Raw genomic sequence first — 24,574 nt, 5'->3', positions numbered from 1 at the left:
AGAGGCACGAGTATGTAAGTGGGAGGTTTTTTCGTATGACCAATTCTTTGCAACCTGCGTATGCGTTGGTTCCGGGTGCGAACCTGGAAGCCTACGTGCACACCGTCAACAGCATTCCATTGCTGACGCCGGAGCAGGAGCGTGAACTGGCCGAGAGTCTCTACTATGAGCAGGATTTGGGGGCGGCTCGGCAGATGGTGCTCGCCCACCTGCGTTTTGTTGTACATATCGCCCGTAGCTATTCCGGCTACGGTCTGGCTCAGGCTGACCTGATCCAGGAAGGTAACGTCGGCCTGATGAAGGCCGTGAAGCGCTTCAACCCGGAAATGGGTGTGCGTCTGGTGTCGTTCGCCGTGCACTGGATCAAGGCGGAAATTCACGAGTTCATCCTGCGCAACTGGCGCATTGTGAAAGTCGCGACCACCAAGGCCCAGCGCAAGCTGTTCTTCAACCTGCGCAGCCAGAAGAAACGTCTGGCGTGGCTGAACAACGAGGAAGTCCACCGTGTGGCGGAAAGCCTCGGCGTTGAACCGCGGGAAGTGCGCGAGATGGAAAGTCGCCTGACCGGCCATGACATGGCCTTCGACCCGGCCGCGGAAGCGGACGACGACAGTGCTTTCCAGTCGCCGGCCAACTATCTGGAAGACCACCGGTACGATCCGGCGCGTCAACTGGAAGATGCCGACTGGAGCGACAACTCCAACCACAACCTGCACGAAGCGCTGGAAGTGCTGGACGAACGCAGCCGCGACATCCTCTACCAGCGCTGGCTGGCAGAAGAGAAAGCCACGCTGCACGACCTGGCGCAGAAGTACAACGTGTCGGCCGAGCGGATCCGTCAGCTCGAGAAGAGCGCGATGAACAAGCTCAAGTTGTCGATTGCCGCATAACCGGCGAGCAGGCAATAAAAAACGCCCCGATCAGCGATGATCGGGGCGTTTTCATTTGTGCGGACATACTGGCCCCTGTGGGAGCGAGCCTGCTCGCGAAAGCGGATGTTCATTCAACACTGATGTTGACTGACACACCGTATTCGCGAGCAGGCTCGCTCCCACAGGGGGTCTTCAGGGTTTGGAAGATTCGTGACTGGTTATCGAGACCACGGTGCCCGCCGCGAATCGTTGAGGCCAAGCAAATAGCTATCCCCACCCAACTGACTCATCTGCTGCCGAATCCACCCGGCCCGGCGCGACACATAAGCCGTCGGATGGCTGGCACTCCAGACACGCGGATTGGGTAAAACAGCCGCCAGATAACTCGCCTGCTGCCGTGACAAGGATTTCGCGCTCACGCCAAAGTGATGGCGGGCCGCAGCTTCGGCGCCAAACACCCCGTCATCCCACTCGACGCTGTTCAGATACACCTCAAGAATCCGCTGCTTGGGCCAGAGCACTTCGATCAGCGCGGTAAACCATGCCTCCAGGCCTTTACGCAGATAGCTACGTCCGGCCCACAGAAACAGGTTTTTCGACACTTGCTGGCTCAAGGTGCTGGCCCCGCGAATCGAGCCGCCGAGCTCGTTATGCGCCAGTGCAGCCTGGATTGCGCTGAAATCAAAACCCCAATGCTCGGGAAATTTCTGATCCTCGCCGGCCATGACCGCCACTTTGAGATCATCGGAGATCTCGTCCCACGGTTTCCACGTGCGCTGCAGGTCAATCGGCTCGCCATCGACCCAGGATTCGATCTTGCGCTCGACCATCAACGCCGTTCCCGGCGGCGGCACGAAGCGAAACACCAGCACCAGCAAAACGCTGCCACCGGCGAACCAGAGCAGGGCCTTCGTGAGACGACGGAAAATAGTACGCAGCATAGAGATGGCTTGGCCGAACCGGTGGAGCGGGCCATTATACAGACCCTGCCGATCGCGTCTGACTGGAGTTCCCAATGCTGCGTGGCTTTTTGATGCTGGCCGCTTTTTTCGGTTTCACCGGGGTCGCCTTGGGTGCCTTCGCCGCCCATGGCCTGAAAAACCGCCTGACGCCCGAGTATCTTGCGATCTTCCACACCGGCGTGACCTATCAACTGGTGCATACCTTGGCGCTGTTCGGTGTGGCGCTGTTGGCCACGCAGATTCAGGGCCGACTGGTCACTTGGGCCGGCGTGTCGTTCACCATTGGCATCCTGCTGTTCTCCGGCAGCCTGTACGTGCTGACCACCACCGGCATCAGCAAGCTCGGCATCATCACCCCATTCGGTGGCCTGGCATTTCTGGTCGGCTGGCTGTGCCTGGGGCTCGCCGCTTGGCGCTTGCAACCAACCGCTTGACGCTTGGTGCTGACCTTTAGGTCATGATCGGGCTAGAATGCCAGCCCCTAAAAATGATGGCGGCGTTACGCATGCGCATTCAGTTGAACGGTGAATCCCTTGAACTGCCCGACGGCGAGACCGTTGCGGCCCTGATCACCCGTCTGGAACTGACTGGACGCCGGGTGGCAGTCGAACTCAATCTGGATATCGTCCCGCGCAGTCAGCATGCCGACACCACGCTCAACGATGGTGACAACGTTGAAGTGGTGCACGCCATCGGCGGCGGCTGATCGCCCGGCCCGCGAGGGCACAGAATTCTGCAAGACCCTCACTCCTAAAGAGGATTCCCCATGAGCATCGTTCGTAGCGACAAGCCTTTTGTGCTGGCCGGTCGTACTTACCAGTCGCGTTTGCTGGTCGGTACCGGCAAGTACCGTGACATGGAAGAAACCCGTCAGGCCATCGAAGCCTCGGGTGCCGAGATCGTCACCTTCGCCGTGCGCCGCACCAACCTGGGTCAGATCGAAGGCGAGCCGAACCTGCTCGACGTGCTGTCGCCGGAGCGCTACACCTTCCTGCCGAACACCGCTGGTTGCTACGACGCCATCGAAGCCGTGCGCACCTGCCGCCTGGCCCGTGAGCTGCTCGATGGCCACAATCTGGTGAAGCTGGAAGTACTGGCTGATCAGAAGACCCTGTTCCCTAATGTCATCGAAACCCTCAAGGCCGCGGAAACGCTGGTCAAGGAAGGTTTCGACGTGATGGTCTACACCAGCGATGACCCGATCATCGCCCGCCAACTGGCAGAAATCGGCTGCATCGCGGTGATGCCGCTGGCCGGTCTGATCGGTTCCGGTCTGGGGATCTGCAACCCGTACAACCTGCAGATCATCCTTGAAGAAGCCAAGATTCCTGTGCTGGTCGATGCCGGTGTCGGTACTGCCTCCGACGCGACCATCGCCATGGAACTGGGTTGCGATGCGGTGCTGATGAACTCGGCCATCGCCCACGCCCAGCAACCGGTGATGATGGCTGAAGCCATGAAACACGCCATCGTTGCAGGCCGTCTGGCCTACCTCGCTGGCCGTATGCCGAAAAAACTCTATGCCAGCGCCTCTTCGCCGCTGGATGGTCTGATCAAGTAAGAGCCATTGATGACTGAATCGAACGACACGCCTATCCAGACGGAAGAAGGCGACGAGCGCCAACACCGCCGCATCAAGAGTTTTGTGATGCGCGCCGGGCGCATGACCGAAGGCCAGCAACGCGGTCTGGATCAGGGCGCGCCGCTGTACGTGCTGCCTTTGGCCGATGCGCCGGTGGATTACGATCAAGTGTTCGGCCGTTCGGCGCCGCGGTCGCTGGAGATCGGTTTCGGCATGGGCCACTCGCTGCTGGAAATGGCTGCGGCAGCGCCGGAGCAGGATTTCATCGGCGTTGAAGTGCACCGTCCGGGTGTCGGCGCGCTGCTCAATGGCGTGCTGACTCAGGGCTTGACCAACCTGCGGGTCTACGATTGCGACGCGATCGAAGTGCTCAATCGCTGCATCGCCGACAACAGCCTCGATCGCCTGATGCTGTTTTTCCCGGATCCGTGGCACAAGAGCCGCCACCACAAGCGTCGTATCGTTCAGGCCTCGTTCGCCGAACTGGTGCGCAGCAAGTTGAAGGTTGGCGGCATTCTGCACATGGCCACCGACTGGGAGCCGTACGCCGAATACATGCTGGAAGTGATGAACGTCGCCCCGGGCTATCGCAACCTCGCCGAAGACGGCAAGTGCGTCCCACGCCCGGCCGAACGCCCGATCACCAAGTTCGAACGCCGCGGCGAACGTCTTGGCCATGGCGTGTGGGACCTGAAGTTCGAAAAGCAGTCCTGAGCATCACGCAATACCCAAGGTAGGAGCTGCGGCACGCTGCGATCTTTGATCTTGTTTTTCAAGATCAAAGATCGCAGCGTGCCGCAGCTCCTACAGTTGTTTTTGGGGGATGGTCAGGAGGAAATGAAGTCGACCGGCACGTGTTCTGTCAGCCAGACGCCATTCTCGGCCTGATAAAACTTGAAACCTTGTTCCTGCATCTGTTGCGCGGCGACTTTCAGAATGACCACGGTTCCGTAGCGTTGCCCTACGGCTGAGGCAGTGGCGGACTCTTCCGATAGATGCACATGGTGACGCGATCCCGGGATCAGGCCTTGCTGGTTGATCGAGTCGATGAAGCGCGTCGCCGTGCCGTGATACAGCGTTTCCGGTGGCTGCTTTTCTTCAAGCTGAAGCGCTACGCTTTTCGTCGAATGCCCCTGAACAGCGCGAATGGACTGGCCGTCTTCGGAGATCGAGAAGCGCTTTTTGTCGCTGCTCGCGACGACGCTTTCAATCAGTGTGCGGTCCAGGTTTCGGCCGTCACCGGCAGCACCGCTGATCAGTGCGTCGATATTCGCCCAGCCTTCAGAATCCAGCGTCAGCCCAATCGCCTGAGGCTCGTGGCGCAACACGAAACTGAGAAACTTACTTGTTTCGTCCAGCCGTTTCTTACTCATGAACTTCCCTGATTCTCGACGTATTCCCATGTAGGAGCTGCGGCACGCTGCGATCTTTTGATTTGGTCTCAAGATCAAAAGATCGCAGCGTGCCGCAGCTCCTACAGTTGTTTTGTATGTACTGAAAGTCAGCGGCGGTCGGCGACTACGCCGATCAGCACCAGCACCACCAACAGCACCGGCGCCAAACTGTAGTTGTTGAATTGGCTCAACCCTTTGATCACCCACGGCGTGGCGTAGATCAGCGCGGCGCCGCTGCCGATCACGCACAGTAGGGCCATCAGCGGCACGCGCAGGGCGCCGGCGATGCTGCCCAGGCGTTGTTCGACCCAGCCTTTGAAGTCGGCGCCGAACAGCACCAGCAGGCAGCCCACCAGCGCCAGGGCGATTTCCGAGAGGTTGCTGCGGCTCCAGCGGGAGACGGTGGCGAGCAGGTCGAGTATCAAATCCATGCGTTTTCCCTTGGGACTGAAGTCAGGTCAGAAATTGTTGCAGCAAGTCGTTGAGGAACAGCTGTCCGCGCTCGGTGGCCGCCAGACGTGACGGTTCGACCTGCAACAGACCGCTTTGTTCTGCTGCTGCCCGGCCTTCGGCGAGGCTTTCCAGCGACAGCCCGGTACGCTCCGGATACAGGCGCGATTCAACCCCGGCGGTCAGGCGCAAAGCGTTCATCAGAAACTCGAACGGCATCTCGTCATTGGTCAGCGCTTTTTCGCCAGCCTGGAAGCTTTTTGCCGGGTTGAGATAGTCCTTCGGCAAACGGGTTTTCCAGGCACGAACGATGCGTCCGTCCGGATGGCTCAGCTTGCCGTGGGCGCCAGCGCCGATGCCGATGAAGTCGCCGAAACTCCAGTAATTGAGGTTATGCCGCGCAGGATGTCCGGTCTGTGCATAAGCCGAGACTTCGTATTGCGCATAACCGTGTTCCGCCAGCAGCGCTTGCCCGGCCTCTTGAATGTCCCACAGCGTGTCGTCTTCCGGCAGCACTGGCGGTTGGTTCCAAAACACGGTGTTCGGTTCCAGTGTCAGCTGATACCAGGAAATGTGCGTCGGATTCAGTTCGATGGCCTGGCGAAGATCGCTCAAGGCATCGTCCAGCGACTGATCGGGCAAGCCGTGCATCAAGTCGAGGTTGAAGTTATCGAACCCGGCCTGCCGCGCCATCCCCGCCGCGCGCACTGCTTCGTCACCGTTATGAATGCGGCCCAGCGCTTTGAGCTTTTCCTGCTGGAAGCTCTGGATGCCGATCGACAGGCGATTGATCCCCAGCTTGCGATACGCGACGAACTTCTCCTGCTCGAAGGTCCCGGGGTTGGCTTCCAGAGTGATTTCGATGTCGTGGGCAAACGGGATGCGCTGCTCGACGCCCTCAAGCAAACGCCCAAGCGCTTCGGCGCTGAACAGGCTTGGCGTGCCGCCACCAAAGAAGATCGAGCTGATTTCGCGGCCGTAAACCGCGTGCAGATCCTGATCGAGATCGGCCAGCAAGGCGTCGACGTATTCCTGCTCCGGCAACACCGGGCTGGCAGTGTGCGAGTTGAAGTCGCAATACGGGCATTTGCGCACACACCACGGGATGTGGATGTACAACGCCAGGGGCGGCAGCGTTGGCAGCGGCGCCCGAGGCGAAGAGGCGGCGCCGCCGACAATCAGCGACGACGCGGAAGAGTCACGGGTCATTTCAAGCCCAGACGCTGGCGCAGCAGATCCATTGCACGGGCGCGGTGGCTGATCTGGTTCTTGTCGGCCGGGCTCAGTTCGGCACTGGAGACGTCACGCTCCGGCACCCAGAACAACGGGTCGTAGCCGAAACCGTGTTCGCCACTGGCAGCCGTCAGAATGCGCCCGTGCCACAAGCCTTCGCAGAGGATCGGCAACGGATCATCGGCGTGACGTACCAGCGCCAGCACGCAAACAAACTGCGCGCCGCGCTCGGCTTCCGGCACATCCTTCAGCGCGTCGAGCAGTTTGGCGTTGTTCGCCGCATCGCCCTTGCCGTCGGCATAGCGCGCCGAATAGATGCCCGGCGCGCCGCCGAGGAAATCCACCGCCAGACCGGAATCGTCGGCCAGCGCCGGCAGCCCGGAAATGCGCGCGGCATTGCGCGCCTTGAGAATGGCGTTCTCGACGAACGACAGGCCGGTTTCTTCCGGCTCGACCTTGCTCCACTCGCCAATCGAGCGCAGTTGCACCGATTCGCCGAGCATGGCCTGGAGTTCTTTGAGTTTGCCGGCGTTATGGCTGGCCAGTACGAGCTGCTTGATGTTCATCATTCGCCGGGAAAGAGTTCTTGGTTGAAATTGATGGTGTGGATCTTGTCGCCGTTCTGCACCTTGATTTCAAAGGTGCGGGTTTCCTGCTGCTCAACCGGATACTGGGCGATGTAGTAGATCGCGCCCTGTTCGGTGATCTGGCGGAAATTCAGCGGCACGCTCTGGCTGGTCAGGTCTTTGACCGTGCCGGTGACGTTGGCGACCAGCGGTTTGCCGTCCTTGATCACCGAGACATTGATCACGCCCTGATTCTTGCTGCGGATCAGCTCCGCGGCCTTGGCGATGTCCGGTTGCAGGAACGTCGAGTTGAAGGTGTTGTAGTGCACCGTCACGTCGCCAAAGGTTTCCTTGCGCTCACCTTTGATGACGTCGGCCGCCAGAGCGCTGGCGCTCAGGCAGGCAGTCAATAACAACAACGCTAAACGACCCATGATCGTGCTCCTCGAAATGACGGGATTCAGACCGCGACTTTGTGGTCTGCAAGCTGCGGGCTGCTGACGCGGTAGATACCGATCTCACCTAACAGATTAGGCCATAGCTTACTGGCCCACCCGTGGCGGTGCTGTTGATCCACGGCAAGCCGATCAATGACCTTCGCATCACGTTCGCGGCAAAGTTCTTCAAAGTCTTCGAAGGTGCAGAAGTGAATGTTCGGCGTGTTGTACCAGGTGTACGGCAGGAACTCGGAGACAGGCATGCGGCCCTTGCTCGCCAGGTACCAGCGGCAGCGCCAGTGACCAAAATTCGGGAAGGTGATGATGCACTGACGACCGACCCGGAGCATTTCGTCGAGGATCTTGTCCGGGTAATGCACGGCTTGCAGGGCCTGGGTCATGACGACGACGTCGAAACTGTTGCTGGCGAAGTTGCCCAGCCCCTTGTCCAGATCCTGCTCGATAACGTTGATGCCCTTGGCCACGCACTCGGCGATGTTGTCGGCGTCGTTTTCCAGGCCATAACCGGTGACATTCTTGTTGTCGCGCAGCCAGGTCAGCAGCTCGCCGTCACCACAACCGAGGTCGAGTACGCGGCTGCCGGCGGGGATCCATTCCTGGATGATTTCCAGATCAGCTCTCATGGCTTTCTCACAGCGTGATGCGGTTCATGTAATTACCGAACGCCTGCAAGTAGCGCGGGATCGGAATCAGGAAGGCGTCGTGGCCCTGCGGCGCATCGATTTCCAGATAGCTGACGTCTTTGCGCGCCGCCATCAGCGCATCCACCAGTTCCCGCGAACGGGCCGGGGAGAAGCGCCAGTCAGTGGTGAAAGACATCACGCAGAACTTGGCCGTGGCGTTCTCAAAGGTTTTCGCCAGGTTATCGTCGAAGTTCGCCGCCGGATCGAAGTAATCCAGTGCCTTGGTCATCAACAGATAGGTGTTGGCGTCGAAGCGTCCGGAGAACTCTTCGCCCTGATAACGCAGGTAGCTTTCGACCTGAAACTCGACGCTGTGGAAGTCGTAGTTGAGCTTCTCGCTCTTGAGGCCACGGCCGAATTTCTCGCCCATGGAATCGTCGGACAGGTAGGTGATGTGCCCGACCATCCGCGCCAGCATCAAGCCGCGCTTGGGGATCACGCCCGCTTCCTGGAACGAACCGCCGTGGAATTCCGGATCCGTGAGGATCGCCTGACGTGCGACTTCGTTGAAGGCGATGTTCTGCGCCGACAACTTCGGTGCCGAGGCGATGGCCAGGCAATGACGCACGCGATCAGGGTAGGTGATGGTCCATTGCAACGCCTGCATACCGCCGAGGCTGCCGCCAATCACCGCCGCCCACTGGCCGATGCCGAGCAGGTCGGCCAGACGCGCCTGGCTGTGCACCCAGTCTTCCACGGTGAGTACCGGAAAGTCGGCGCCGAACGGTTTGCCGGTCTCCGGGTTGATGCTGCTCGGGCCGGTGGAGCCGTTGCAGCCGCCGAGGTTATTCAGGCTGACCACGAAGAACTTGTTGGTGTCGATCGGTTTGCCCGGGCCGATGCAGCTGTCCCACCAACCGGGTTTGCGGTCGTCGACGCTGTGATAGCCGGCAGCGTGATGATGGCCGGACAAGGCGTGGCAAATCAGCACGGCGTTGCTCGCCTGCGCGTTCAGCGTGCCGTAGGTTTCGTAGATCAGGTCATAGGCGGCCAGCGAGCGGCCACAGGCCAGCGCCAGCGGAACGCTGAAGTGCGCGGTTTGCGGCGTCACCAGACCAACAGAATCGGGGGGAAAGGCAGTTGGCATCGACCCTGCTCTCGTTGAAATGAGGCGTAAGTCTAAAGACCGGGGGGGTTAGCGGCAAGCAGCCCTCACCCTAACCCTCTCCCAGAGGTATAGGGGACTGACCGAGGTGTTCTTTTGAGCTACGCCGACCTGATCTATCGAGTTGAACTCAGGCCTTGAAAACCAGCCAAGTCAGGTTCCTCTCCCGGAGGGAGATGGGACTGACTGGGGTGGATGTTCGAGATACGCCGACGTGAGATATCGAGTCGAACTCAAGTTTTGAAAACACCATAGATCGGCTCCCTCTCCAGGGGGAGAGGGCTGGGGTGAGGGGTACAGACGCCGCCAAACTCAAGACAAGCGCCCAACCAACCCCGGCAAATCCGGCAACTTCTTCGGCGAACAAATCTTCACTCGCTTCTGCCGGTTCAACTCGCCACTGAGCAAACTGACCTGGCTCTTGGACACCCCAAACGCCTTGGCCAGAAAGCCCATGAGATAAGCATTGGCCTTGCCCTCGACCGGCGGCGCAGTCAGACGAATCTTCAGGCGATCCCCATGCAGCCCGGCGAAGTCATCGCTGCGGGCTGCCGGTTGCAGGTGACACTCGAGGATCAAGTCGTCACCGTCCCATCGAAACCAGCTCACATCAGCAGACGGAGGATTTCCGGCATCATCGTCATCGCCGCCAGATTGTTGATCACCAGCATGTCGATCAGCTTCAGCGCGAGGAAGGCGAAGATCGGCGACAGATCCAGACCGCCAAGGTTTGGCAGGATTTTGCGGAACGGCGCCAGCGCCGGCTCGCAGATCTGGTTGACCAGCTCAGCGCCCGGATTGTGGCTGCCCGGTGCAACCCACGACAGAATCACGCTGATGATCAGGGCGAAGAAGAAGATCTTCAGGAACAGCGCGGTCACGCCGATCAGCGACCAGATAAACAGTTGCAGCGGATTACCGGTGGTGCCGTAAGTCAGCAGCAGGGTCAGCGCCATCAGCGCCAGTTGCACCAGAATCGCCAGCACCAGCGACGACATGTCCAGACCGAACATGCTCGGAATGATCCGGCGCAGTGGTTTGAGCAGTGGCTGGGTCGCTTTGACGATGAACTGGCACAGCGGGTTGTAGAAGTTCGCCCGTACCAGTTGCAGCACGAAGCGCAGCAGCACGATCAGCAGGTACAGACTGCCGAGGGTTTGCAGCACGTAAACCGCTGCAGTGTTCAATCCAATCATGTAAGGCTCCTTATTTGCCCAGTTGTTCGGCCATTTCGGCCGAGCGGTGCGCGGCGGCGCCGAGTGCGGTTTCGACCAGGGCTTCAAAGCCATTGGCCTGGAATGATTTGATTGCAGCTTCCGTGGTGCCGTTTGGCGAGGTCACACGGCGGCGTAGTTCGGCAGCGTCGACATCGCTGGAGACCGCCATGTGCGCCGCGCCCAGTGCGGTTTGCAGGGTCAGTTGTTCTGCGACGTCTTTCGGCAGGCCGAGTTTGACGCCAGCAGCGGTCATGGCTTCGATCAGCAGGAAGAAATAGGCCGGGCCGGAACCGGACACAGCGGTAACGGCGTCCAGTTGCTGTTCTTCATTCAGCCACAGGGCAATGCCGACAGCGGACAGCAGCTCTTCGGCTTGCTGACGTTGCTCAGCAGTGACTTCGCTGGTTGCGTACAAACCGCTGACGCCCTGACGCAGCAGCGCCGGGGTGTTGGGCATGCAGCGCACGATCGGCTGCTCGCCAAGCCACGCGGTCATGCTTGCGCAGGTGATGCCCGCTGCGATCGATACCACCAATTGATTCGGCTTCAGGCTCGGGCGAATCGTTTCGCACACGGTTTTCATGGCCTGCGGCTTGACCGCCAGCACGATCACATCGACGCCGTCGATGGCCTGGGCGTTGTCGGCGAAAGTTTCGATGCTGTGCTCGGCGCTGACCTTGGCGCGGGTTTCTTCACCCGGGTCGCTGGCACGGATCTGCCCGGCTTCCAGCCCCTTGGCGCGCAGGCCGCCAATCAGACTGGCCGCCATGTTGCCCGCACCGATAAACGCAATACGTGTGTTGCTCATGTGTGGTCCTTATCTGGAAACGTTCAAGACTGGGAGTAATCACGGGCGCCAAACAGGGCGGTACCAATCCGCACCCAAGTGGCGCCTTGGGTAATGGCCGACTCGAGGTCGTGGCTCATGCCCATGGAAAGCGTGTCGAGCGGTAGTTCGAGGCTGGCCTGCAATTTCTGCACGGCGGCGAAGGCCGCGTCCTGCTCGGCGCGGTCGTCGGTTGGCTCGGGAATCGCCATCAAGCCGCGCAGTTTCAGGCGCGGCAAAGCGCTTATGGCAGCGGCCAATGCCCGCAGATCGTCAGGCGTGCAGCCGGACTTGCTGGCCTCACCGCTGACGTTGACCTGAATGCAGATGTTCAACGGCGGCAGTTCAGCCGGGCGCTGTTCGGACAGACGTTGAGCGATTTTCAGGCGATCCACGGAATGCACCCAGTCGAAATGCTCGGCAATCGCACGAGTCTTGTTCGATTGAATGGGGCCGATGAAGTGCCAGATCAAGGGCAGGCCGGCCAGTTCGAGCTGTTTGCCCAGGGCTTCCTGCAGGTAGTTCTCGCCAAAGTCGCGCAGGCCGGCGGCATACGCTTCGCGCAGCGCTTCGGCGGGTTTGGTCTTGCTCACGGCGAGCAACTGGACGCTGTTTTCAGGACGGTGTGCGGCTTGGGTCGCGGTCTGGATGCGCGAACCAACGTGGAAAATGTTGTCTGCTATCGTGGACATCAAGAGGCGCCAGCGGTCTGAAGGTTCGCGGCATTCTACTGGAATTGAGGAGCGCTATGGATATCACTGAATTGCTGGCCTTCAGCGCCAAACAGGGCGCTTCCGACCTGCACCTGTCGGCCGGTCTGCCGCCGATGATCCGTGTCGATGGCGATGTGCGGCGGATCAATCTGCCGGCGCTGGATCACAAGCAAGTGCATGAGCTGATCTACGACATCATGAACGACACCCAGCGGGTCGACTTCGAGAAACATCTGGAAACCGACTTTTCCTTCGAAGTCCCCGGTGTCGCGCGCTTTCGGGTTAACGCCTTTAACCAGAACCGTGGCGCCGGGGCGGTGTTTCGTACGATTCCGTCGAAGGTGCTGAGCATGGAAGACCTCGCCATGGGCGACGTCTTCCGCAAGATCACCGATGCCCCGCGCGGGTTGGTGCTGGTCACCGGGCCGACCGGCTCGGGCAAATCGACCACACTGGCGGCGATGATCGATTACCTCAACACCCACCGTCATCACCATATCCTGACTATTGAAGACCCGATCGAGTTTGTTCACGAATCGCGCAAATGCCTGATCAATCAGCGTGAAGTTCACCGTGATACCCGCAGTTTCGCTACGGCTTTGCGTTCAGCGCTGCGCGAAGACCCGGACGTGATTCTGGTCGGTGAGATGCGTGACCTGGAAACCATTCGCCTGGCGCTGACCGCTGCGGAAACCGGGCATCTGGTGTTCGGCACGCTGCACACCACCTCAGCGGCGAAAACCATTGACCGGGTGGTCGACGTGTTCCCCGGCGACGAGAAGTCGATGGTGCGTTCGATGCTGTCGGAGTCGTTGCTGGCGGTGGTCTCGCAGACGCTGATCAAGAAGATCGGCGGCGGGCGGGTGGCGGCACACGAGATCATGCTGGGCACGTCGGCGATCCGTAACCTGATCCGTGAGGACAAGGTCGCGCAGATGTATTCGGCGATTCAGACGGGGGGATCGTTGGGGATGCAGACACTGGACATGTGCCTGAAGGATCTGGTGACCAAGGGTTTGATCAGCCGCGAGCATGCGCGGGAGAAGGCGCGGACGCCGGATAATTTCTGAGGGGGAGTTGTGTTGCTATTACCGGCCCCTTCGCGAGCAGGCTCGCTCCCACATGGAAATGCATTCCAATGTGGGAGCGAGCCTGCTCGCGAAGGGGCCAGTACTGCTTGAGCAGATTCCGGATCAGTCAGCTCAGCGCTGAACCACGCGCATCTGCTGTTGTTCTTTCGGCAACACACGTTTGGCAACCACGTAATGCTGCTGCCAGTACGGCTTGTTCAGCGTATCGATGCTCACCGCTTTGCCACGACGCGGGGCGTGGATGAAGCGGTCGTTGCCCAGGTAGATGGCAACGTGGTTGACCCGACGGCTTTTGATATTGAAGAAAATCAGGTCGCCCGGCTTGAGATCCTTGCGTTCGACTTTCTCGCCGTGACCGCTGGCCATGGCGTTGGAGGTGCGTGGCAGGTCGAACGTAGCGTCGTTGAACGCGTATTTCACCAGACCGCTGCAATCGAAGCCTTTACTTGGGCTGCTGCCGCCCCAACGATAAGGTGTACCGAGGACGTTCACAGCGCGGCTCAGCACATTGCTGCTTTCCTTGCTCGCCATCGGTGGCACCAGCTTGCTGTGGCTCTTGCTGCTCAGCGTGGTGGTTTTGCTTTTGCTGCTTTTGCTCGAAGGAGCCGAAGCATGGGATTTAGGGGTAAAGCCGTTAACGTTAGGAAGACGTTGCTCACGATTGGTGGCGTGGGCGGCCAGTGGCATTAATAGGCAGATGGTTAGCCATGTCTTGAAAAATGGTCGCATTAGGCGTGGCTCTTAAGTGATAGCGCGCAACTTTATAACAGAGTTTTTTTTCATTCCGAGGCCGTTGGTCGATTCAGTTGGAGGCCAACGGAACCAAATAAGCGGCAAATGGACGCAATTGTCGGACAGAAGTCAGGTGCTATAAGGCTTTGACGGTAGCAACGGTAACATTTGCCGTACGTCGGCTACCTGTAAAAAAGTCACAAAGAATTCAAGAATATTTATCTATCGTGTGAATCGAGGTCTTCATGAACCCCTATCAACAATTTGTTCAGCAGCAGGATACGCACAGCAAAATCATCGGCTATCTGCTGTGGATTTTCGGTTTTACCGGTGCTCACCGCTTCTATTACGGCAAGCCGGTGACCGGGACGATCTGGTTTTTCACCTTCGGTTTGCTGGGTATTGGCTGGCTGATCGACCTGTTCTTGATCCCGGCAATGGATCGCGAGGCGGATCTGCGTTTTACCGCCGGGCCGATCGAGTACAACGTGGCGTGGATTCTGCTGACGTTCCTTGGCGCGCTCGGCGTGCACCGGATGTATCAGGGCAAGTGGATCAGTGGCCTGATCTATCTGCTGACGGGCGGGTTGTTCTTTCTGGGGGTGTTGTATGACTTCTGGACGCTGAATGATCAGGTCTCGTTGCGTAACGCCGAAGGCAGAGGCGCTTTCCAGTAAGTCTTCGCGAGCAAGCTCGCTCCCACAGGGTTCGCGGTGATCCTTGTGGGAGCGAGCTTGCTCGCGAATGGGGGCAACCCGGTATCAAGCCTGGTGGCTGATCCGCCCATCCACCAGCGTGTAGCGAACCACACCCGGCAAAGTGTGCCCAATGAACGGGCAGTTCTCACCCTTCGACAACCAGTTTTCACCGGCCACCGTCGAAGCCTGCGGATCGAACAGCACGATATCCGCCGCCCCACCCACCGCCAGTTTGCCAGCCGGCAGACGTAGCGCTTCAGCCGGGCCTGCGCTCAAACGCGCCAGCAAGGTAGGCAGATCCAGCAAACCATCCTCAACCAGCGTCATCGCCAGTGGCAGCAACAGTTCAACACTGCTGATGCCCGGCTCTGTCGCGCCGAACGGCGCCAGTTTGGCGTCGCGTTCGTGCGGCTGGTGATGGCTGGAAATCGCCGACACAACGCCGGACTTCACCGCTTCACGCAGGCCATCACGGTCAGCACGCGTACGCAGCGGCGGCTGCACGTGGTACAGACTGCTGAAGTCGATCAGCGCTTCGTCCGTAAGAATCAGCTGATACAGCGCGACATCCGCCGTCACCTTCAAACCACGCGCCTGCGCCTGAGCGATCAATGCCACGCCGCGAGCGCTGGTCAACTGGCTGAAGTGCGCACGCACGCCGGTCTGCTCGACCAGCAGCAGGTCACGGGCCAATGCCACGGTTTCAGCGGTTTCCGGAATCCCCGGCAAGCCGAGGAAACTGGCCACCGCGCCTTCGTGAGCCAGACCACCTTCGGCCAGATCGTGATCCTGCGAGTTGAAGATCACTGTCAGGTCGAAGGTCGCTGCGTATTCCAGCGCCCGGCACAAAGTGCGGGTGTTGCGGAAACTCTCCAGACCGTTGCCGAACGCCACACAACCAGCGTCGCGCAACGCCACCAGCTCAGCCAGTTGTTCGCCGTCCAGGCCTTTACTCAACGCGCCGATCGGGAACACCTTGGTGTTGCCGGCCTCACGGGCGCGGTCGAGGATCAGTTCGGCCACGGCGGAGGTGTCGAGCACCGGTTTGGTTTTCGGCGGGCAGCACAGGCTGGTCACGCCACCGGCGGCCGCTGCGCGGGTTTCGCTGATGATCGAGCCTTTGCGGCTGTAACCCGGCTCGCGCAGGGCCACGTTCAGATCAACGAGGCCCGGAGCGGCGACAAGGCCTTGGGCATCAATGGTTTCTACTGCCGTGAAACCCGCTGGGGCCGCGCCGAGGGCGACGATCTTGCAGGCTTCAACGTGAATGTCGGTAACTTGATCCAGGCCGCTGCTTGGATCGATGACGCGTGCGCCGAGAATGCTGAGCTTCACTGGGCGTTCTCCTGCTCGAATTGGCGCTGGGCGGTTTGCCCGCTCATGGCCATGGACAACACGGCCATACGAATCGCGATGCCGTAGGTGACCTGATTGAGGATCACCGAGTGCGGGCCGTCGGCCACTGCGGACTCGATTTCCACGCCTCGGTTGATCGGCCCCGGGTGCATGACGATGCAATCCGGTTTGGCCCCGGCCAGACGCGCGGTGGTCAGGCCGAACAGGCGGTAGAACTCGCCCTCGCTCGGCAGCAGGCCGCCGGTCATGCGTTCACGCTGCAGGCGCAGCATGATCACCACGTCGACGTCCTTCAGGCCTTCGGTCATGTCGGTGTAGACCTTCACGCCGTATTGCTCGATGCCGATCGGCAGCAGGGTTTTCGGCGCAATCACGCGGATGTCCGGGCAACCGAGGGTTTTCAGCGCGAGCATGTTCGAACGCGCGACCCGCGAGTGCAGTATGTCGCCGACAATGGCCACCGAGAGGTTTTCGAAACCGCCCTTGTGCCGACGGATGGTGAGCATATCGAGCATGCCCTGCGTCGGGTGGGCGTGACGGCCGTCGCCGCCGTTGATGATCGCCACTTGTGGGCAAACATGTTCGGCGATGAAGTGCGCGGCGCCGGAATCACCGTGGCGCACGACAAACATGTCGGCGGCCATGGCTTCGAGGTTGCGCAGGGTGTCGAGCAGGGTTTCACCTTTGCTTGCCGACGAGGTCGACACGTTCAGGGTGATCACGTCCGCCGACAATCGCTGGGCCGCCAGTTCGAAGGTGGTGCGGGTGCGCGTGGAGTTTTCGAAGAACACGTTGCACACGGTCTTGCCGCGCAGCAACGGGACTTTCTTCACCGCCCGGGCACCGACTTCGAGGAACGAGTCGGCAGTGTCGAGGATTTCCGTCAGCAACTCGCGGCGCAGGCCGTCGAGCGAGAGGAAGTGGCGCAGCTGGCCCTGATCATTGAGCTGCAGCGGGCGCTTGGTATCTAGAGGCGTCATCGCGAGGGGGACTCTCAATAGGGCGGATTAAAGGTTGAAGTCTTGCAGTTCGAGCGTCAGCGGCTCGGGGCCCGACAGCTTGACCCGTTCGTGAGCGGCCAGTGACAGCGTCGCGCCAACCACGTTCGGGCGGATCGGCAGCTCGCCGGCGTCGAGGTCCAGCAGGCAGACCAGGGTCACGCTGGCCGGGCGGCCGTAGTCGAACAATTCGTTCATGGCGGCGCGGATGGTGCGGCCGCTCATCAACACATCGTCAATCAGCACCAGATGCTGGCCTTCGATCTCGAAGGGCAGGGCGGAAGGGCGCACTTGCGGGTGCAGGCCGTTCTGGCTGAAGTCGTCGCGGTAGAAAGACACGTCGAGCGTGCCCAGTGGCGCGTCGCTGCCCAGTTCCTTGAGCAAGGCCTGCGCGACCCAGATGCCGCCGGTGCGGATGCCGATGTAACGCGGTTCAGTGATGTCACGCTGGGCAAGGTGCGCCTTGAGGCGGGTCGCCATCTGGCTGATCAGATCGGCGGGATTTGGCAGGCTCATGGTTGCTCCTTGTTAGGGGCGAGTCAGGTCCTTGGACGCGACTCGGTTTTTCACTCAAAAGAAAAGCGCCGAAGCGCTTGTCAGGATTCAAACAATGCAGTGTTTTCATCGAGCCAGCCCTGCAACAGCAGAGCGGCGGCGATGGCGTCCACCGGGTTGTCGCGGTAACTGCCTTTCTGACCGCCACGGGCCAGGCGCTCGCCCTTGGCTTCAAACGTGGTCAGGCGTTCGTCGTGGGTATAGAAGGGCAGATTGAAGCGGCCGTTGAGGCGGCGGGCGAATTTCTCCGCGCGCAGGCACATGTCGCTCGGTGTGCCGTCCATGTTCAACGGCAGGCCGACAACGACGGCGTCGGGTTTCCATTCTTTGATAAGGGCTTCGACCTGGTTCCAGTCGGGAACGCCGTTCTGTGCCTTCAAGGTGCACAGCTCGCGGGCCTGGCCGGTAATCACCTGGCCGACCGCGACGCCGATCTGTTTGGTGCCGTAGTCGAAGCCGAGAATCAGGCGCAGGGCCATCAGGCGTGACCTGCCTGGCTGGTCAGCAGGCTGAGGTTGATCCCCAAATGCCTGGCCGCCGCTTCGAGGCGCAGTTCGCTGCTGGTGTTGAACAGGATATCGGCGTCGTACGGGCAGTTCAGCCAAGCGTTATCGGCGAGTTCCGCTTCCAGCTGCCCGGCTTCCCAACCGGCGTAACCGAGGGCAATCAGGCTTTTCGCCGGGCCGACGCCGTCCGCGATGGCGAACAGCACATCCTGCGAGGTCGACAGGGCCAGATCACCGTCCAGTTGCGCGGTGGCCTGGAAGGTCTTGCCCGCCGGATGCAACACAAAACCGCGATCGGTCTGCACTGGCCCGCCGATAAAGATCGGTACGTGCTGGCACAGTGCTGGCGGATCGATGTCCGGGCGCAATTGCTCAAGGATGTCGGCCAGATTCAGCTCTTGCGGTCGATTGACCACAATCCCCATAGCGCCGTTGGCCGTGTGCTCGACGATGTAGGTCAAGGTGTGGGCAAAGTTCGGGTCGGCCATGTGTGGCATGGCGATCAGGAATTGATGCTTGAGGTAGCTGGGGCTGACGTTTTTCATGTGCGCTAGTGTGGCGTTCGGGGGGCAAACTGACAAGCTGGAGATGCAGGTGACACACCGATCCAATGTGGGAGCGAGCCTGCTCGCGAAAGCGCTGGATCAGTCACATCAATGTTGGATGACACACCGCTTTCGCGAGCAGGCTCGCTCCCACAAGGGTTCTGTGGTGTGTCAATTGCTGGAGAGCTTGTCGCCGCGAGCAAATTTCCAGGTGCGAATGATTTCCAGACGGTCGATGTCCGACAAGTCCCCGGTAAACGGCGCAAACGGTGCCGCCAGTCGGACAATGCGCTGCGCCGCCTGATCCAGCAGCGGCTGGCCGGACGATTCCAGCACCAGCACTTCATACAGCGAACCGTCGCGGTTGATCGAGACCATCAGGCGCAAATTGCCGTAGATCTGCTTGCGCCGTGCTTCTTCGGGGTAATTGAGGTTGCCGATGCGCTCAACCTTCTTGCGCCAGTCGTCTTTGTACCAGGCGCCCTTGTCACGCATAGTCGAAGCCGCGCTCAAACGGTGAATGCGCGGTCGTTTGGCGTACAGCTGTTGTTCCTTGGCCAGTTCGGCTTCAAGGCTGGCAATGTCACTGGACAGCTGCGAGCTGTCGAATTCTGGCGCATCGACCGTCGGTTTGACCTCGGTCTTGCTTTCTTCTTTCTTGGTCGGCGCCTTTTTTGGCTTCGGCGCGACGGTGGTCACCGCAGCCTTCGGCGCGGCCTCCTGCACTTCCGGCTTGGCGGCCGGTGGCGGGGTGACTTTCTTGACCTGATTGTCCTGGAAGGGCGCCACTTCAGTGGTCTTGGGGATCGCCTTCTTGTCCAGCGTGCCGCTGCCTTCCTGGTGTTCCTGCGCGAGAAAGTCAGCCTTCTCCGGCTTCTTTTCGCTCTTGAAGGTGGCGAGGGTGATTTCCAGGGTTTTGCTGATTTGCTTGGGCTCGACCATCGTGAAGCCGACGCCGAGCAGCAGCGCCAAATGAATCAGCGCCGCGAGGAACAGGGTAAAACCGAGGCGATCGGCCGGGCGCACGCCACGGTGGGCGAGTTCTGCGGGCAGATCGGACGGGAGGGTCATGACAGAAAAACCAACATCGCGTTTTTAAAGGCACGGCATGATAACGCAATGTTGGTTTTTAGCTGCAAGCGACGAGCTTCAAGCGACAAGATGCATAAGGGCAGCTGCAAGTTTCGAGTGGCAAGCTGCAAGTAAAAGCTTGTAGCTCATGGCTTGCGGCTTGTAGCTGGCCGTCAGGCTTGCTGCTTACGGTTAGAGGCTTGCAGCTTCTTCTCGATCGCATCCATGAGCATGCCGCCGATATCGGTGCCAAAGGCATTGTCGATTTCACGGATGCAGGTCGGGCTGGTGACGTTGATTTCGGTCAGGCTTTCGCCAATCACATCGAGACCGACGAACAGCAGGCCTTTCTCACGCAGGGTCGGGCCGACCTGTGCAGCAATCCAGCGATCCTTGTCAGTCAGCGGCCGCGCTTCACCCCGGCCACCGGCAGCGAGGTTGCCACGGGTTTCGCCCTGCGCCGGAATCCGCGCAAGGCAGTAATCCACCGGCTCGCCGTCGATCATCAGGATGCGTTTGTCGCCGTCCTTGATTGCTGGCAGGTAAGCCTGGCCCATGATCTGCTGGCCACCGAGGGCGGTCAGGGTTTCCAGGATCACCGACAGGTTCGGATCACCGGCGCGGTGACGGAAAATCGAAGTACCGCCCATGCCGTCCAGCGGCTTGAGGATCACGTCGCCGTGTTTCGCGGCGAACTCACGCAGCACGTCGGCGCGGCGGCTGACCACGGTTGGCGGCGTGCACTGCGGGAACAGCGTGGCGAACAGCTTTTCATTGCAGTCGCGCAGGCTCTGCGGCTTGTTCACCACCAGTACGCCAGCGGTTTCGGCCTGTTCGAGCAGGTAGGTGGAGTAGACGAACTCCATGTCGAACGGCGGATCCTTGCGCATCAGGATCACGTCCAGATCGCTCAGCAGGTTGTCCTGCTCGGCGTCCAGTTCGAACCATTTTTCCGGGTTGGCGAAGACTTTCAGCGGCTTCATGCGCGCTCGTGCCTGACCTTCGCCCTGATACAGGTCGCGCTGTTCCATATAGAACAGTTCCCAGCCGCGCTTCTGCGCGGCCAGCAGCATGGCCAGCGAGCTATCCTTTTTATAGGAGATGCTGGCGATAGGGTCCATGACAATCCCGACGCGAACGCTCATTGGGTTTTCCTCGAAAATTGGCTACCGGATCGGTATTGAAAAAGTGCCGCCAGAGTGGCGCCGGGCGGGTTTTCGGTCAAGGAAAAACCCGTCGATAGATTGCATCTGGAGACTGTGCTAAAAAGGCTGCCAAGCGGTGCTGGCCCTTGAACATCAAGGGTTTCCAGCCATTACTCATCGCAAAACGGACAATTTGATTCGCAAAGGCGACGGTAGAGCCCTCTTATGGAACAGCAGTCCAGCGCCTTGAAGGTCATGGTGATCGACGACTCGAAAACGATTCGTCGCACTGCCGAAACATTGTTGAAGAATGTCGGCTGCGAAGTGATCACGGCGATCGACGGTTTCGACGCTTTGGCGAAGATTGCCGATAACCATCCCGGGATCATTTTTGTCGACATCATGATGCCGCGTCTGGATGGTTATCAGACCTGCGCTTTAATCAAGAACAACAGCGCGTTCAAAGCGACGCCGGTGATCATGCTGTCATCGCGTGACGGGCTGTTCGACAAGGCCAAGGGGCGGATTGTCGGTTCTGATCAATTTTTGACCAAGCCTTTCAGCAAGGAAGAACTGCTCAACGCGATCCAGGCCCATGTTCCGGGCTTCGCCGCCGTTTTGCCGCAGTAAGACACGTACAGTGACGCTCGGCCAGCGGGCCGGGCGTCGACAAGAAAAATGGGGAAAACCATGGCACGTATCCTGATCGTCGATGATTCGCCGACTGAAATGTACAAACTCACCGGCATGCTCGAAAAGCACGGCCATGAAGTGCTGAAGGCCGAAAACGGCGCCGACGGCGTGGCCCTGGCCCGTCAGGAAAAACCCGACGCGGTACTGATGGACATCGTCATGCCCGGCCTCAACGGTTTCCAGGCGACCCGCCAGTTGACCAAGGATGCCGACACCAGCCACATCCCGGTGATCATCATCACCACCAAGGATCAGGAAACCGACAAGGTCTGGGGCACCCGTCAGGGCGCCAAGGACTACCTGACCAAACCGGTCGACGAAGACACCCTGATCAAGACCCTGAACAACGTGCTCAAAGGCTGATCGCGCGACCATGAGCGAATCGCTGACCGCGTTCGAACTGCTCTGGCAGATCGACCAGCGCTGCCGCTTGCTGGCGGCGGACCTGCCGTCGCAACCGGCGCGCCAGGATCGCTGGAGCGGCATCGGCTTTCGCCTCGGCGAGCATTGGTATGTGGCGCCGATGGGCGAAGTCAGCGAAGTGCTGCATGAACCGCGCTTCACCCAGTTGCCCGGGGTCAAGCCGTGGGTCAAAGGCGTGGCTAACCTGCGCGGGCGGCTGTTGCCGATCATGGATTTGTGCGGATTTTTCGGTCATGAACTGTCGCCGCTGCGTAAACAGCGACGGGTCCTGGTGGTCGAGCATGGTGATGTGTTCGCCGGTTTGATGGTCGATGAAGTCATCGGCCTGCAGCACTTTGAGCAGAACAGCTTTGAACCGCTATCGATCAGCAAACGCCAGGGCTCCAAGGCCGAGTTCGTCAAAGGCTATTTCCGCCGTGAGCAGAACTGGCGAGTGTTCAGTTTGTTCGCGTTGGCGAAATCCCCGGTGTTCATGAGCGTCGCGATATAACCGATTCAACACCGTCCCCTGTGGGAGCGAGCCTGCTCGCGAAGAGGGCGTGTCAGGCAAGATAAATATTGGCTGACCCAGCGCTTTCGCGAGCAGGCTCGCTCCCACAGGGATTGCAGCAGGCCTCAAAGGTGTGGGTTAAAGGCGAGGACCGATGACAAAAGCAAAAACAGGCAAGCCGGCGGAAGGGTCGCGCAGTCGCTCGCAGATCATCGTGCTGTTCATCGCACTGATCGTGTTCATCATGCTGCTGTTCGCCAACTTCGCGTACCTCAACACCCAGGCGAACTACGACAAACAGTACATCGGCCACGCCGGTGAGCTGCGCGTGCTCTCGCAACGTATCGCCAAGAACGCCACCGAAGCCGCCGCCGGCAAGGCCGCCGCATTCAAGTTGCTCAGCGATGCGCGCAACGATTTCGCTCAGCGCTGGGGTTACCTGAAAAAGGGCGACCCGGCCACCGGCCTGCCTCCAGCGCCGGCCACTGTGCGCCCGGAAATGCGCGCCGTGCAGCTCGACTGGGAACGCCTGCTGAAAAACACCGACGCGATTCTTTCCAGCGAACAGACCGTGCTGTCGCTGCATCAGGTCGCCGCAACCCTGGCCGAAACCGTGCCGCAGTTGCAGATCGAATACGAAAAAGTCGTCGAAATACTCCTCCAGCGTGGTGCCCCGGCGGCGCAGGTGGCGATGGCCCAGCGTCAGTCGCTGCTGGCCGAACGCATTCTCGGCGCGGTCAACACCGTGCTCGCCGGCGACGAAAACTCCCAGCAAGCCGCCGATGCCTTCGGCCGCGACGCCACCCGTTTCGGCCAAGTGCTCAACGGCATGCTGCAAGGCAACCCGGCACTGAAAATCAGCCAGGTCGAAGACCGCGACGCCCGTGCGCGCCTGAGTGAAATCTCTGAGCTGTTCCAGTTCGTCTCCGGCTCCGTCGATGAAATCCTCGAAACCTCGCCAGAGCTGTTCAAGGTCCGTGAATCGGCGAGCAACATATTCAGCCTCTCGCAAACCCTGCTCGACGAAGCCTCGCACCTGGCCACTCGTTTCGAGAACCTTGCCGGCGGGCGCAATACCGACACCATCGGCGGTTACGTCCTCGGGTTGCTGGCGCTGGCGTCGATCATCCTCATTGGTCTGGTGATGGTCCGGGAAACCAATCGCCAGTTGCGCGAAACCGCTGAGAAGAACGAGCGCAATCAGAACGCGATCATGCGCCTGCTCGACGAGATCGAAGACCTCGCCGACGGCGACCTCACCGTGACCGCCTCGGTGACCGAAGACTTCACCGGCACCATCGCCGACTCGATCAACTATTCCGTCGACCAACTGCGCGATCTCGTCGCGACGATCAACCTCACCGCCGGCCAGGTCGCCGCAGCGGTGCAGGAAACCCAGGCCACCGCGATGCACCTGGCGCAGGCCTCGGAGCATCAGGCCCAGCAGATTTCCGAAGCCTCGACGGCAATCAGCGACATGGCCGAATCCATCGATCAGGTCTCGGCCAACGCCGCCGAGTCTTCTGCGGTGGCGGAGCGTTCGGTGGAAATCGCCAACAAGGGCAACGAGGTGGTGCACAACACCATCCACGGCATGGACAACATTCGCGAGCAGATTCAGGACACCGCCAAACGCATCAAGCGCCTCGGCGAGTCGTCGCAGGAAATCGGCGACATCGTCAGCCTGATCGACGACATTGCCGATCAGACCAACATCCTCGCCCTCAACGCGGCGATTCAGGCGTCGATGGCCGGTGATGCCGGGCGCGGTTTTGCCGTGGTTGCCGACGAAGTGCAGCGCTTGGCCGAACGCTCGTCCGCCGCCACCCGGCAGATCGAAACCCTGGTGCGGGCGATTCAGACCGATACCAACGAAGCGGTGATTTCGATGGAACAAACCACCACCGAAGTGGTGCGCGGCGCGCGACTGGCGCAGGATGCCGGTGTGGCCCTGGAAGAAATCGAAGGCGTATCGAAGACCCTCGCGGCGCTGATTCAAAGCATCTCCAATGCAGCGCAGCAGCAGACGACTTCCGCCGGGCAGATCTCGCTGACGATGAACGTGATCCAGCAAATCACCTCGCAAACCTCGTCCGGCTCCACGGCCACCGCCGAAAGCATCGGCAACCTGACGAAAATGGCCAGTCAGCTACGGCGTTCGGTGTCCGGCTTCACCTTGCCGGCGGCGACAGATAAAGCGTGAGTGGAGT

The 24,574-nt window shown here is 60.2% G+C and carries 31 protein-coding genes; 11 read left to right on the top strand and 20 right to left on the bottom strand.

What is annotated here, in order from left to right:
• Window positions 1-35: 35 nt before the first annotated feature.
• Window positions 36-890, top strand: coding sequence for an RNA polymerase sigma factor RpoH (gene rpoH / locus HU718_RS28700; protein WP_003229146.1), 855 nt, complete (start codon window positions 36-38; stop codon window positions 888-890).
• A 200-nt stretch (window positions 891-1,090) separates the two neighbouring features.
• On the opposite strand, the gene mtgA is transcribed toward rpoH, so the two are convergent.
• On the bottom strand, window positions 1,091-1,813 hold the full coding sequence (mtgA, locus tag HU718_RS28695; protein WP_150648901.1) for a monofunctional biosynthetic peptidoglycan transglycosylase: 723 nt from the start codon (window positions 1,811-1,813) through the stop codon (window positions 1,091-1,093).
• 74 nt (window positions 1,814-1,887) lie between these two features.
• On the opposite strand from mtgA, the gene HU718_RS28690 reads away from it, so the two are divergent.
• The 4 genes from HU718_RS28690 to trmB all read left to right on the top strand — a co-directional run bounded on the left by HU718_RS28690 (window position 1,888) and on the right by trmB (window position 4,130).
• Window positions 1,888-2,268, top strand: coding sequence for a DUF423 domain-containing protein (locus HU718_RS28690; protein WP_186616700.1), 381 nt, complete (start codon window positions 1,888-1,890; stop codon window positions 2,266-2,268).
• Window positions 2,269-2,339: 71 nt separating this feature from the next.
• Entirely contained in the window at window positions 2,340-2,540 is a 201-nt protein-coding gene (thiS, locus tag HU718_RS28685) for a sulfur carrier protein ThiS (protein ID WP_122604433.1), read from the top strand.
• Window positions 2,541-2,600: 60 nt separating this feature from the next.
• On the top strand, window positions 2,601-3,395 hold the full coding sequence (locus HU718_RS28680) for a thiazole synthase (protein ID WP_007913621.1): 795 nt from the start codon (window positions 2,601-2,603) through the stop codon (window positions 3,393-3,395).
• A gap of 9 nt (window positions 3,396-3,404) precedes the next feature.
• Entirely contained in the window at window positions 3,405-4,130 is a 726-nt protein-coding gene (trmB, locus tag HU718_RS28675) for a tRNA (guanosine(46)-N7)-methyltransferase TrmB (RefSeq protein ID WP_064388069.1), read from the top strand.
• Between the two features lie 113 nt (window positions 4,131-4,243).
• On the opposite strand, the gene HU718_RS28670 is transcribed toward trmB, so the two are convergent.
• From HU718_RS28670 to HU718_RS28620, 11 genes are all read right to left on the bottom strand, one after another.
• Entirely contained in the window at window positions 4,244-4,789 is a 546-nt protein-coding gene (locus HU718_RS28670) for an RNA 2'-phosphotransferase (RefSeq protein WP_186616147.1), read from the bottom strand.
• Window positions 4,790-4,917: 128 nt separating this feature from the next.
• Window positions 4,918-5,241 carry a DUF3392 domain-containing protein gene (locus HU718_RS28665; protein WP_007913629.1) on the bottom strand — a complete coding sequence of 108 codons (324 nt, stop codon included), beginning with the start codon at window positions 5,239-5,241 and terminating at the stop codon, window positions 4,918-4,920.
• Between the two features lie 22 nt (window positions 5,242-5,263).
• Window positions 5,264-6,469 carry a radical SAM family heme chaperone HemW gene (hemW, locus tag HU718_RS28660; RefSeq protein WP_225936829.1) on the bottom strand — a complete coding sequence of 402 codons (1,206 nt, stop codon included), beginning with the start codon at window positions 6,467-6,469 and terminating at the stop codon, window positions 5,264-5,266.
• Complete coding sequence (gene rdgB, locus HU718_RS28655; RefSeq protein ID WP_008083802.1) at window positions 6,466-7,062, bottom strand: RdgB/HAM1 family non-canonical purine NTP pyrophosphatase; 597 nt, start codon at window positions 7,060-7,062, stop codon at window positions 6,466-6,468. Before rdgB ends, hemW begins: the two co-directional genes overlap by 4 nt.
• A complete protein-coding gene (locus HU718_RS28650) occupies window positions 7,059-7,493 on the bottom strand; it encodes a DUF4426 domain-containing protein (protein ID WP_038358835.1) in 435 nt (144 codons plus the stop codon). Before HU718_RS28650 ends, rdgB begins: the two co-directional genes overlap by 4 nt.
• Window positions 7,494-7,519: 26 nt before the next feature.
• Entirely contained in the window at window positions 7,520-8,140 is a 621-nt protein-coding gene (metW, locus tag HU718_RS28645) for a methionine biosynthesis protein MetW (RefSeq protein ID WP_127930113.1), read from the bottom strand.
• Between the two features lie 7 nt (window positions 8,141-8,147).
• A complete protein-coding gene (gene metX / locus HU718_RS28640) occupies window positions 8,148-9,287 on the bottom strand; it encodes a homoserine O-succinyltransferase MetX (protein WP_016983244.1) in 1,140 nt (379 codons plus the stop codon).
• Between the two features lie 330 nt (window positions 9,288-9,617).
• On the bottom strand, window positions 9,618-9,914 hold the full coding sequence (locus tag HU718_RS28635; protein WP_007913642.1) for a DUF167 domain-containing protein: 297 nt from the start codon (window positions 9,912-9,914) through the stop codon (window positions 9,618-9,620).
• Entirely contained in the window at window positions 9,911-10,501 is a 591-nt protein-coding gene (locus HU718_RS28630) for a YggT family protein (protein WP_077574901.1), read from the bottom strand. The genes HU718_RS28635 and HU718_RS28630 overlap by 4 nt, the downstream gene beginning before the upstream one ends.
• A gap of 10 nt (window positions 10,502-10,511) precedes the next feature.
• The gene (proC, locus tag HU718_RS28625) at window positions 10,512-11,330 is read right to left on the bottom strand and encodes a pyrroline-5-carboxylate reductase (RefSeq protein ID WP_186616148.1); all 819 of its coding nucleotides are present in this window, start codon (window positions 11,328-11,330) and stop codon (window positions 10,512-10,514) included.
• A 23-nt stretch (window positions 11,331-11,353) separates the two neighbouring features.
• On the bottom strand, window positions 11,354-12,040 hold the full coding sequence (locus tag HU718_RS28620) for a YggS family pyridoxal phosphate-dependent enzyme (protein ID WP_186616149.1): 687 nt from the start codon (window positions 12,038-12,040) through the stop codon (window positions 11,354-11,356).
• A 56-nt stretch (window positions 12,041-12,096) separates the two neighbouring features.
• On the opposite strand from HU718_RS28620, the gene HU718_RS28615 reads away from it, so the two are divergent.
• Complete coding sequence (locus tag HU718_RS28615) at window positions 12,097-13,131, top strand: type IV pilus twitching motility protein PilT (protein ID WP_007953348.1); 1,035 nt, start codon at window positions 12,097-12,099, stop codon at window positions 13,129-13,131.
• 132 nt (window positions 13,132-13,263) lie between these two features.
• On the opposite strand, the gene HU718_RS28610 is transcribed toward HU718_RS28615, so the two are convergent.
• Window positions 13,264-13,881, bottom strand: a complete 618-nt coding sequence (locus HU718_RS28610; RefSeq protein WP_007913648.1) for a C40 family peptidase — start codon at window positions 13,879-13,881, stop codon at window positions 13,264-13,266.
• 248 nt (window positions 13,882-14,129) lie between these two features.
• On the opposite strand from HU718_RS28610, the gene HU718_RS28605 reads away from it, so the two are divergent.
• On the top strand, window positions 14,130-14,561 hold the full coding sequence (locus HU718_RS28605) for an NINE protein (protein WP_150706378.1): 432 nt from the start codon (window positions 14,130-14,132) through the stop codon (window positions 14,559-14,561).
• Window positions 14,562-14,645: 84 nt separating this feature from the next.
• Here HU718_RS28605 and HU718_RS28600 read toward each other — a convergent pair whose 3' ends face one another.
• The 7 genes from HU718_RS28600 to gshB all read right to left on the bottom strand — a co-directional run bounded on the left by HU718_RS28600 (window position 14,646) and on the right by gshB (window position 20,758).
• Entirely contained in the window at window positions 14,646-15,917 is a 1,272-nt protein-coding gene (locus tag HU718_RS28600) for a dihydroorotase (protein WP_134176071.1), read from the bottom strand.
• Window positions 15,914-16,918, bottom strand: coding sequence for an aspartate carbamoyltransferase catalytic subunit (locus HU718_RS28595; protein WP_007913665.1), 1,005 nt, complete (start codon window positions 16,916-16,918; stop codon window positions 15,914-15,916). Before HU718_RS28595 ends, HU718_RS28600 begins: the two co-directional genes overlap by 4 nt.
• Window positions 16,919-16,945: 27 nt before the next feature.
• Window positions 16,946-17,452, bottom strand: coding sequence for a bifunctional pyr operon transcriptional regulator/uracil phosphoribosyltransferase PyrR (pyrR, locus tag HU718_RS28590; protein WP_064116261.1), 507 nt, complete (start codon window positions 17,450-17,452; stop codon window positions 16,946-16,948).
• Window positions 17,453-17,532: 80 nt separating this feature from the next.
• Window positions 17,533-17,970, bottom strand: a complete 438-nt coding sequence (gene ruvX, locus HU718_RS28585; RefSeq protein WP_016985972.1) for a Holliday junction resolvase RuvX — start codon at window positions 17,968-17,970, stop codon at window positions 17,533-17,535.
• Window positions 17,970-18,542 (bottom strand): YqgE/AlgH family protein, encoded by a 573-nt coding sequence (locus HU718_RS28580; RefSeq protein WP_016985971.1) that lies wholly within the window; start codon window positions 18,540-18,542, stop codon window positions 17,970-17,972. Before HU718_RS28580 ends, ruvX begins: the two co-directional genes overlap by 1 nt.
• A gap of 171 nt (window positions 18,543-18,713) precedes the next feature.
• On the bottom strand, window positions 18,714-19,613 hold the full coding sequence (locus tag HU718_RS28575) for an energy transducer TonB (RefSeq protein ID WP_038358807.1): 900 nt from the start codon (window positions 19,611-19,613) through the stop codon (window positions 18,714-18,716).
• Window positions 19,614-19,786: 173 nt separating this feature from the next.
• A complete protein-coding gene (gshB, locus tag HU718_RS28570) occupies window positions 19,787-20,758 on the bottom strand; it encodes a glutathione synthase (protein WP_186616150.1) in 972 nt (323 codons plus the stop codon).
• Between the two features lie 225 nt (window positions 20,759-20,983).
• Here gshB and pilG point away from each other — a divergent pair, with 225 nt between their 5' ends.
• The 4 genes from pilG (at window position 20,984) to HU718_RS28550 (ending at window position 24,567) form a co-directional block, all read left to right on the top strand.
• Entirely contained in the window at window positions 20,984-21,388 is a 405-nt protein-coding gene (pilG, locus tag HU718_RS28565) for a twitching motility response regulator PilG (RefSeq protein WP_007913673.1), read from the top strand.
• A 60-nt stretch (window positions 21,389-21,448) separates the two neighbouring features.
• Window positions 21,449-21,814, top strand: a complete 366-nt coding sequence (gene pilH / locus HU718_RS28560) for a twitching motility response regulator PilH (protein ID WP_007913674.1) — start codon at window positions 21,449-21,451, stop codon at window positions 21,812-21,814.
• A 10-nt stretch (window positions 21,815-21,824) separates the two neighbouring features.
• Entirely contained in the window at window positions 21,825-22,364 is a 540-nt protein-coding gene (locus HU718_RS28555) for a chemotaxis protein CheW (protein ID WP_095049470.1), read from the top strand.
• A gap of 154 nt (window positions 22,365-22,518) precedes the next feature.
• Window positions 22,519-24,567, top strand: a complete 2,049-nt coding sequence (locus tag HU718_RS28550) for a methyl-accepting chemotaxis protein (protein ID WP_007913676.1) — start codon at window positions 22,519-22,521, stop codon at window positions 24,565-24,567.
• Window positions 24,568-24,574: the final 7 nt, after the last annotated feature.

It is taken from the genome of Pseudomonas tensinigenes (genome assembly GCF_014268445.2).
Taxonomy (GTDB): domain Bacteria; phylum Pseudomonadota; class Gammaproteobacteria; order Pseudomonadales; family Pseudomonadaceae; genus Aquipseudomonas; species Aquipseudomonas tensinigenes.
This window is presented reverse-complemented; position numbering and strand designations above follow the sequence as displayed.

What these genes read in the sequence shown, in the direction of transcription:
- HU718_RS28615 (WP_007953348.1), top strand. Translation starts at nt 12,097, where the DNA reads ATGGATATCACTGAATTGCTGGCCTTCAGCGCCAAACAGGGCGCTTCC.
- HU718_RS28690 (WP_186616700.1), top strand. Translation starts at nt 1,888, where the DNA reads ATGCTGCGTGGCTTTTTGATGCTGGCCGCTTTTTTCGGTTTCACCGGG.
- hemW (WP_225936829.1), bottom strand. Translation starts at nt 6,469, where the DNA reads ATGACCCGTGACTCTTCCGCGTCGTCGCTGATTGTCGGCGGCGCCGCC.
- HU718_RS28680 (WP_007913621.1), top strand. Translation starts at nt 2,601, where the DNA reads ATGAGCATCGTTCGTAGCGACAAGCCTTTTGTGCTGGCCGGTCGTACT.
- rdgB (WP_008083802.1), bottom strand. Translation starts at nt 7,062, where the DNA reads ATGATGAACATCAAGCAGCTCGTACTGGCCAGCCATAACGCCGGCAAA.
- HU718_RS28580 (WP_016985971.1), bottom strand. Translation starts at nt 18,542, where the DNA reads ATGAAAAACGTCAGCCCCAGCTACCTCAAGCATCAATTCCTGATCGCC.
- pilH (WP_007913674.1), top strand. Translation starts at nt 21,449, where the DNA reads ATGGCACGTATCCTGATCGTCGATGATTCGCCGACTGAAATGTACAAA.
- HU718_RS28610 (WP_007913648.1), bottom strand. Translation starts at nt 13,881, where the DNA reads ATGCGACCATTTTTCAAGACATGGCTAACCATCTGCCTATTAATGCCA.
- metX (WP_016983244.1), bottom strand. Translation starts at nt 9,287, where the DNA reads ATGCCAACTGCCTTTCCCCCCGATTCTGTTGGTCTGGTGACGCCGCAA.
- metW (WP_127930113.1), bottom strand. Translation starts at nt 8,140, where the DNA reads ATGAGAGCTGATCTGGAAATCATCCAGGAATGGATCCCCGCCGGCAGC.
- HU718_RS28550 (WP_007913676.1), top strand. Translation starts at nt 22,519, where the DNA reads ATGACAAAAGCAAAAACAGGCAAGCCGGCGGAAGGGTCGCGCAGTCGC.
- HU718_RS28630 (WP_077574901.1), bottom strand. Translation starts at nt 10,501, where the DNA reads ATGATTGGATTGAACACTGCAGCGGTTTACGTGCTGCAAACCCTCGGC.
- HU718_RS28605 (WP_150706378.1), top strand. Translation starts at nt 14,130, where the DNA reads ATGAACCCCTATCAACAATTTGTTCAGCAGCAGGATACGCACAGCAAA.
- HU718_RS28665 (WP_007913629.1), bottom strand. Translation starts at nt 5,241, where the DNA reads ATGGATTTGATACTCGACCTGCTCGCCACCGTCTCCCGCTGGAGCCGC.
- HU718_RS28650 (WP_038358835.1), bottom strand. Translation starts at nt 7,493, where the DNA reads ATGGGTCGTTTAGCGTTGTTGTTATTGACTGCCTGCCTGAGCGCCAGC.
- thiS (WP_122604433.1), top strand. Translation starts at nt 2,340, where the DNA reads ATGCGCATTCAGTTGAACGGTGAATCCCTTGAACTGCCCGACGGCGAG.
- ruvX (WP_016985972.1), bottom strand. Translation starts at nt 17,970, where the DNA reads ATGGCCCTGCGCCTGATTCTCGGCTTCGACTACGGCACCAAACAGATC.
- HU718_RS28575 (WP_038358807.1), bottom strand. Translation starts at nt 19,613, where the DNA reads ATGACCCTCCCGTCCGATCTGCCCGCAGAACTCGCCCACCGTGGCGTG.
- proC (WP_186616148.1), bottom strand. Translation starts at nt 11,330, where the DNA reads ATGAGCAACACACGTATTGCGTTTATCGGTGCGGGCAACATGGCGGCC.
- gshB (WP_186616150.1), bottom strand. Translation starts at nt 20,758, where the DNA reads ATGAGCGTTCGCGTCGGGATTGTCATGGACCCTATCGCCAGCATCTCC.
- pyrR (WP_064116261.1), bottom strand. Translation starts at nt 17,452, where the DNA reads ATGAGCCTGCCAAATCCCGCCGATCTGATCAGCCAGATGGCGACCCGC.
- trmB (WP_064388069.1), top strand. Translation starts at nt 3,405, where the DNA reads ATGACTGAATCGAACGACACGCCTATCCAGACGGAAGAAGGCGACGAG.
- HU718_RS28620 (WP_186616149.1), bottom strand. Translation starts at nt 12,040, where the DNA reads ATGTCCACGATAGCAGACAACATTTTCCACGTTGGTTCGCGCATCCAG.
- rpoH (WP_003229146.1), top strand. Translation starts at nt 36, where the DNA reads ATGACCAATTCTTTGCAACCTGCGTATGCGTTGGTTCCGGGTGCGAAC.
- mtgA (WP_150648901.1), bottom strand. Translation starts at nt 1,813, where the DNA reads ATGCTGCGTACTATTTTCCGTCGTCTCACGAAGGCCCTGCTCTGGTTC.
- pilG (WP_007913673.1), top strand. Translation starts at nt 20,984, where the DNA reads ATGGAACAGCAGTCCAGCGCCTTGAAGGTCATGGTGATCGACGACTCG.
- HU718_RS28595 (WP_007913665.1), bottom strand. Translation starts at nt 16,918, where the DNA reads ATGACGCCTCTAGATACCAAGCGCCCGCTGCAGCTCAATGATCAGGGC.
- HU718_RS28670 (WP_186616147.1), bottom strand. Translation starts at nt 4,789, where the DNA reads ATGAGTAAGAAACGGCTGGACGAAACAAGTAAGTTTCTCAGTTTCGTG.
- HU718_RS28555 (WP_095049470.1), top strand. Translation starts at nt 21,825, where the DNA reads ATGAGCGAATCGCTGACCGCGTTCGAACTGCTCTGGCAGATCGACCAG.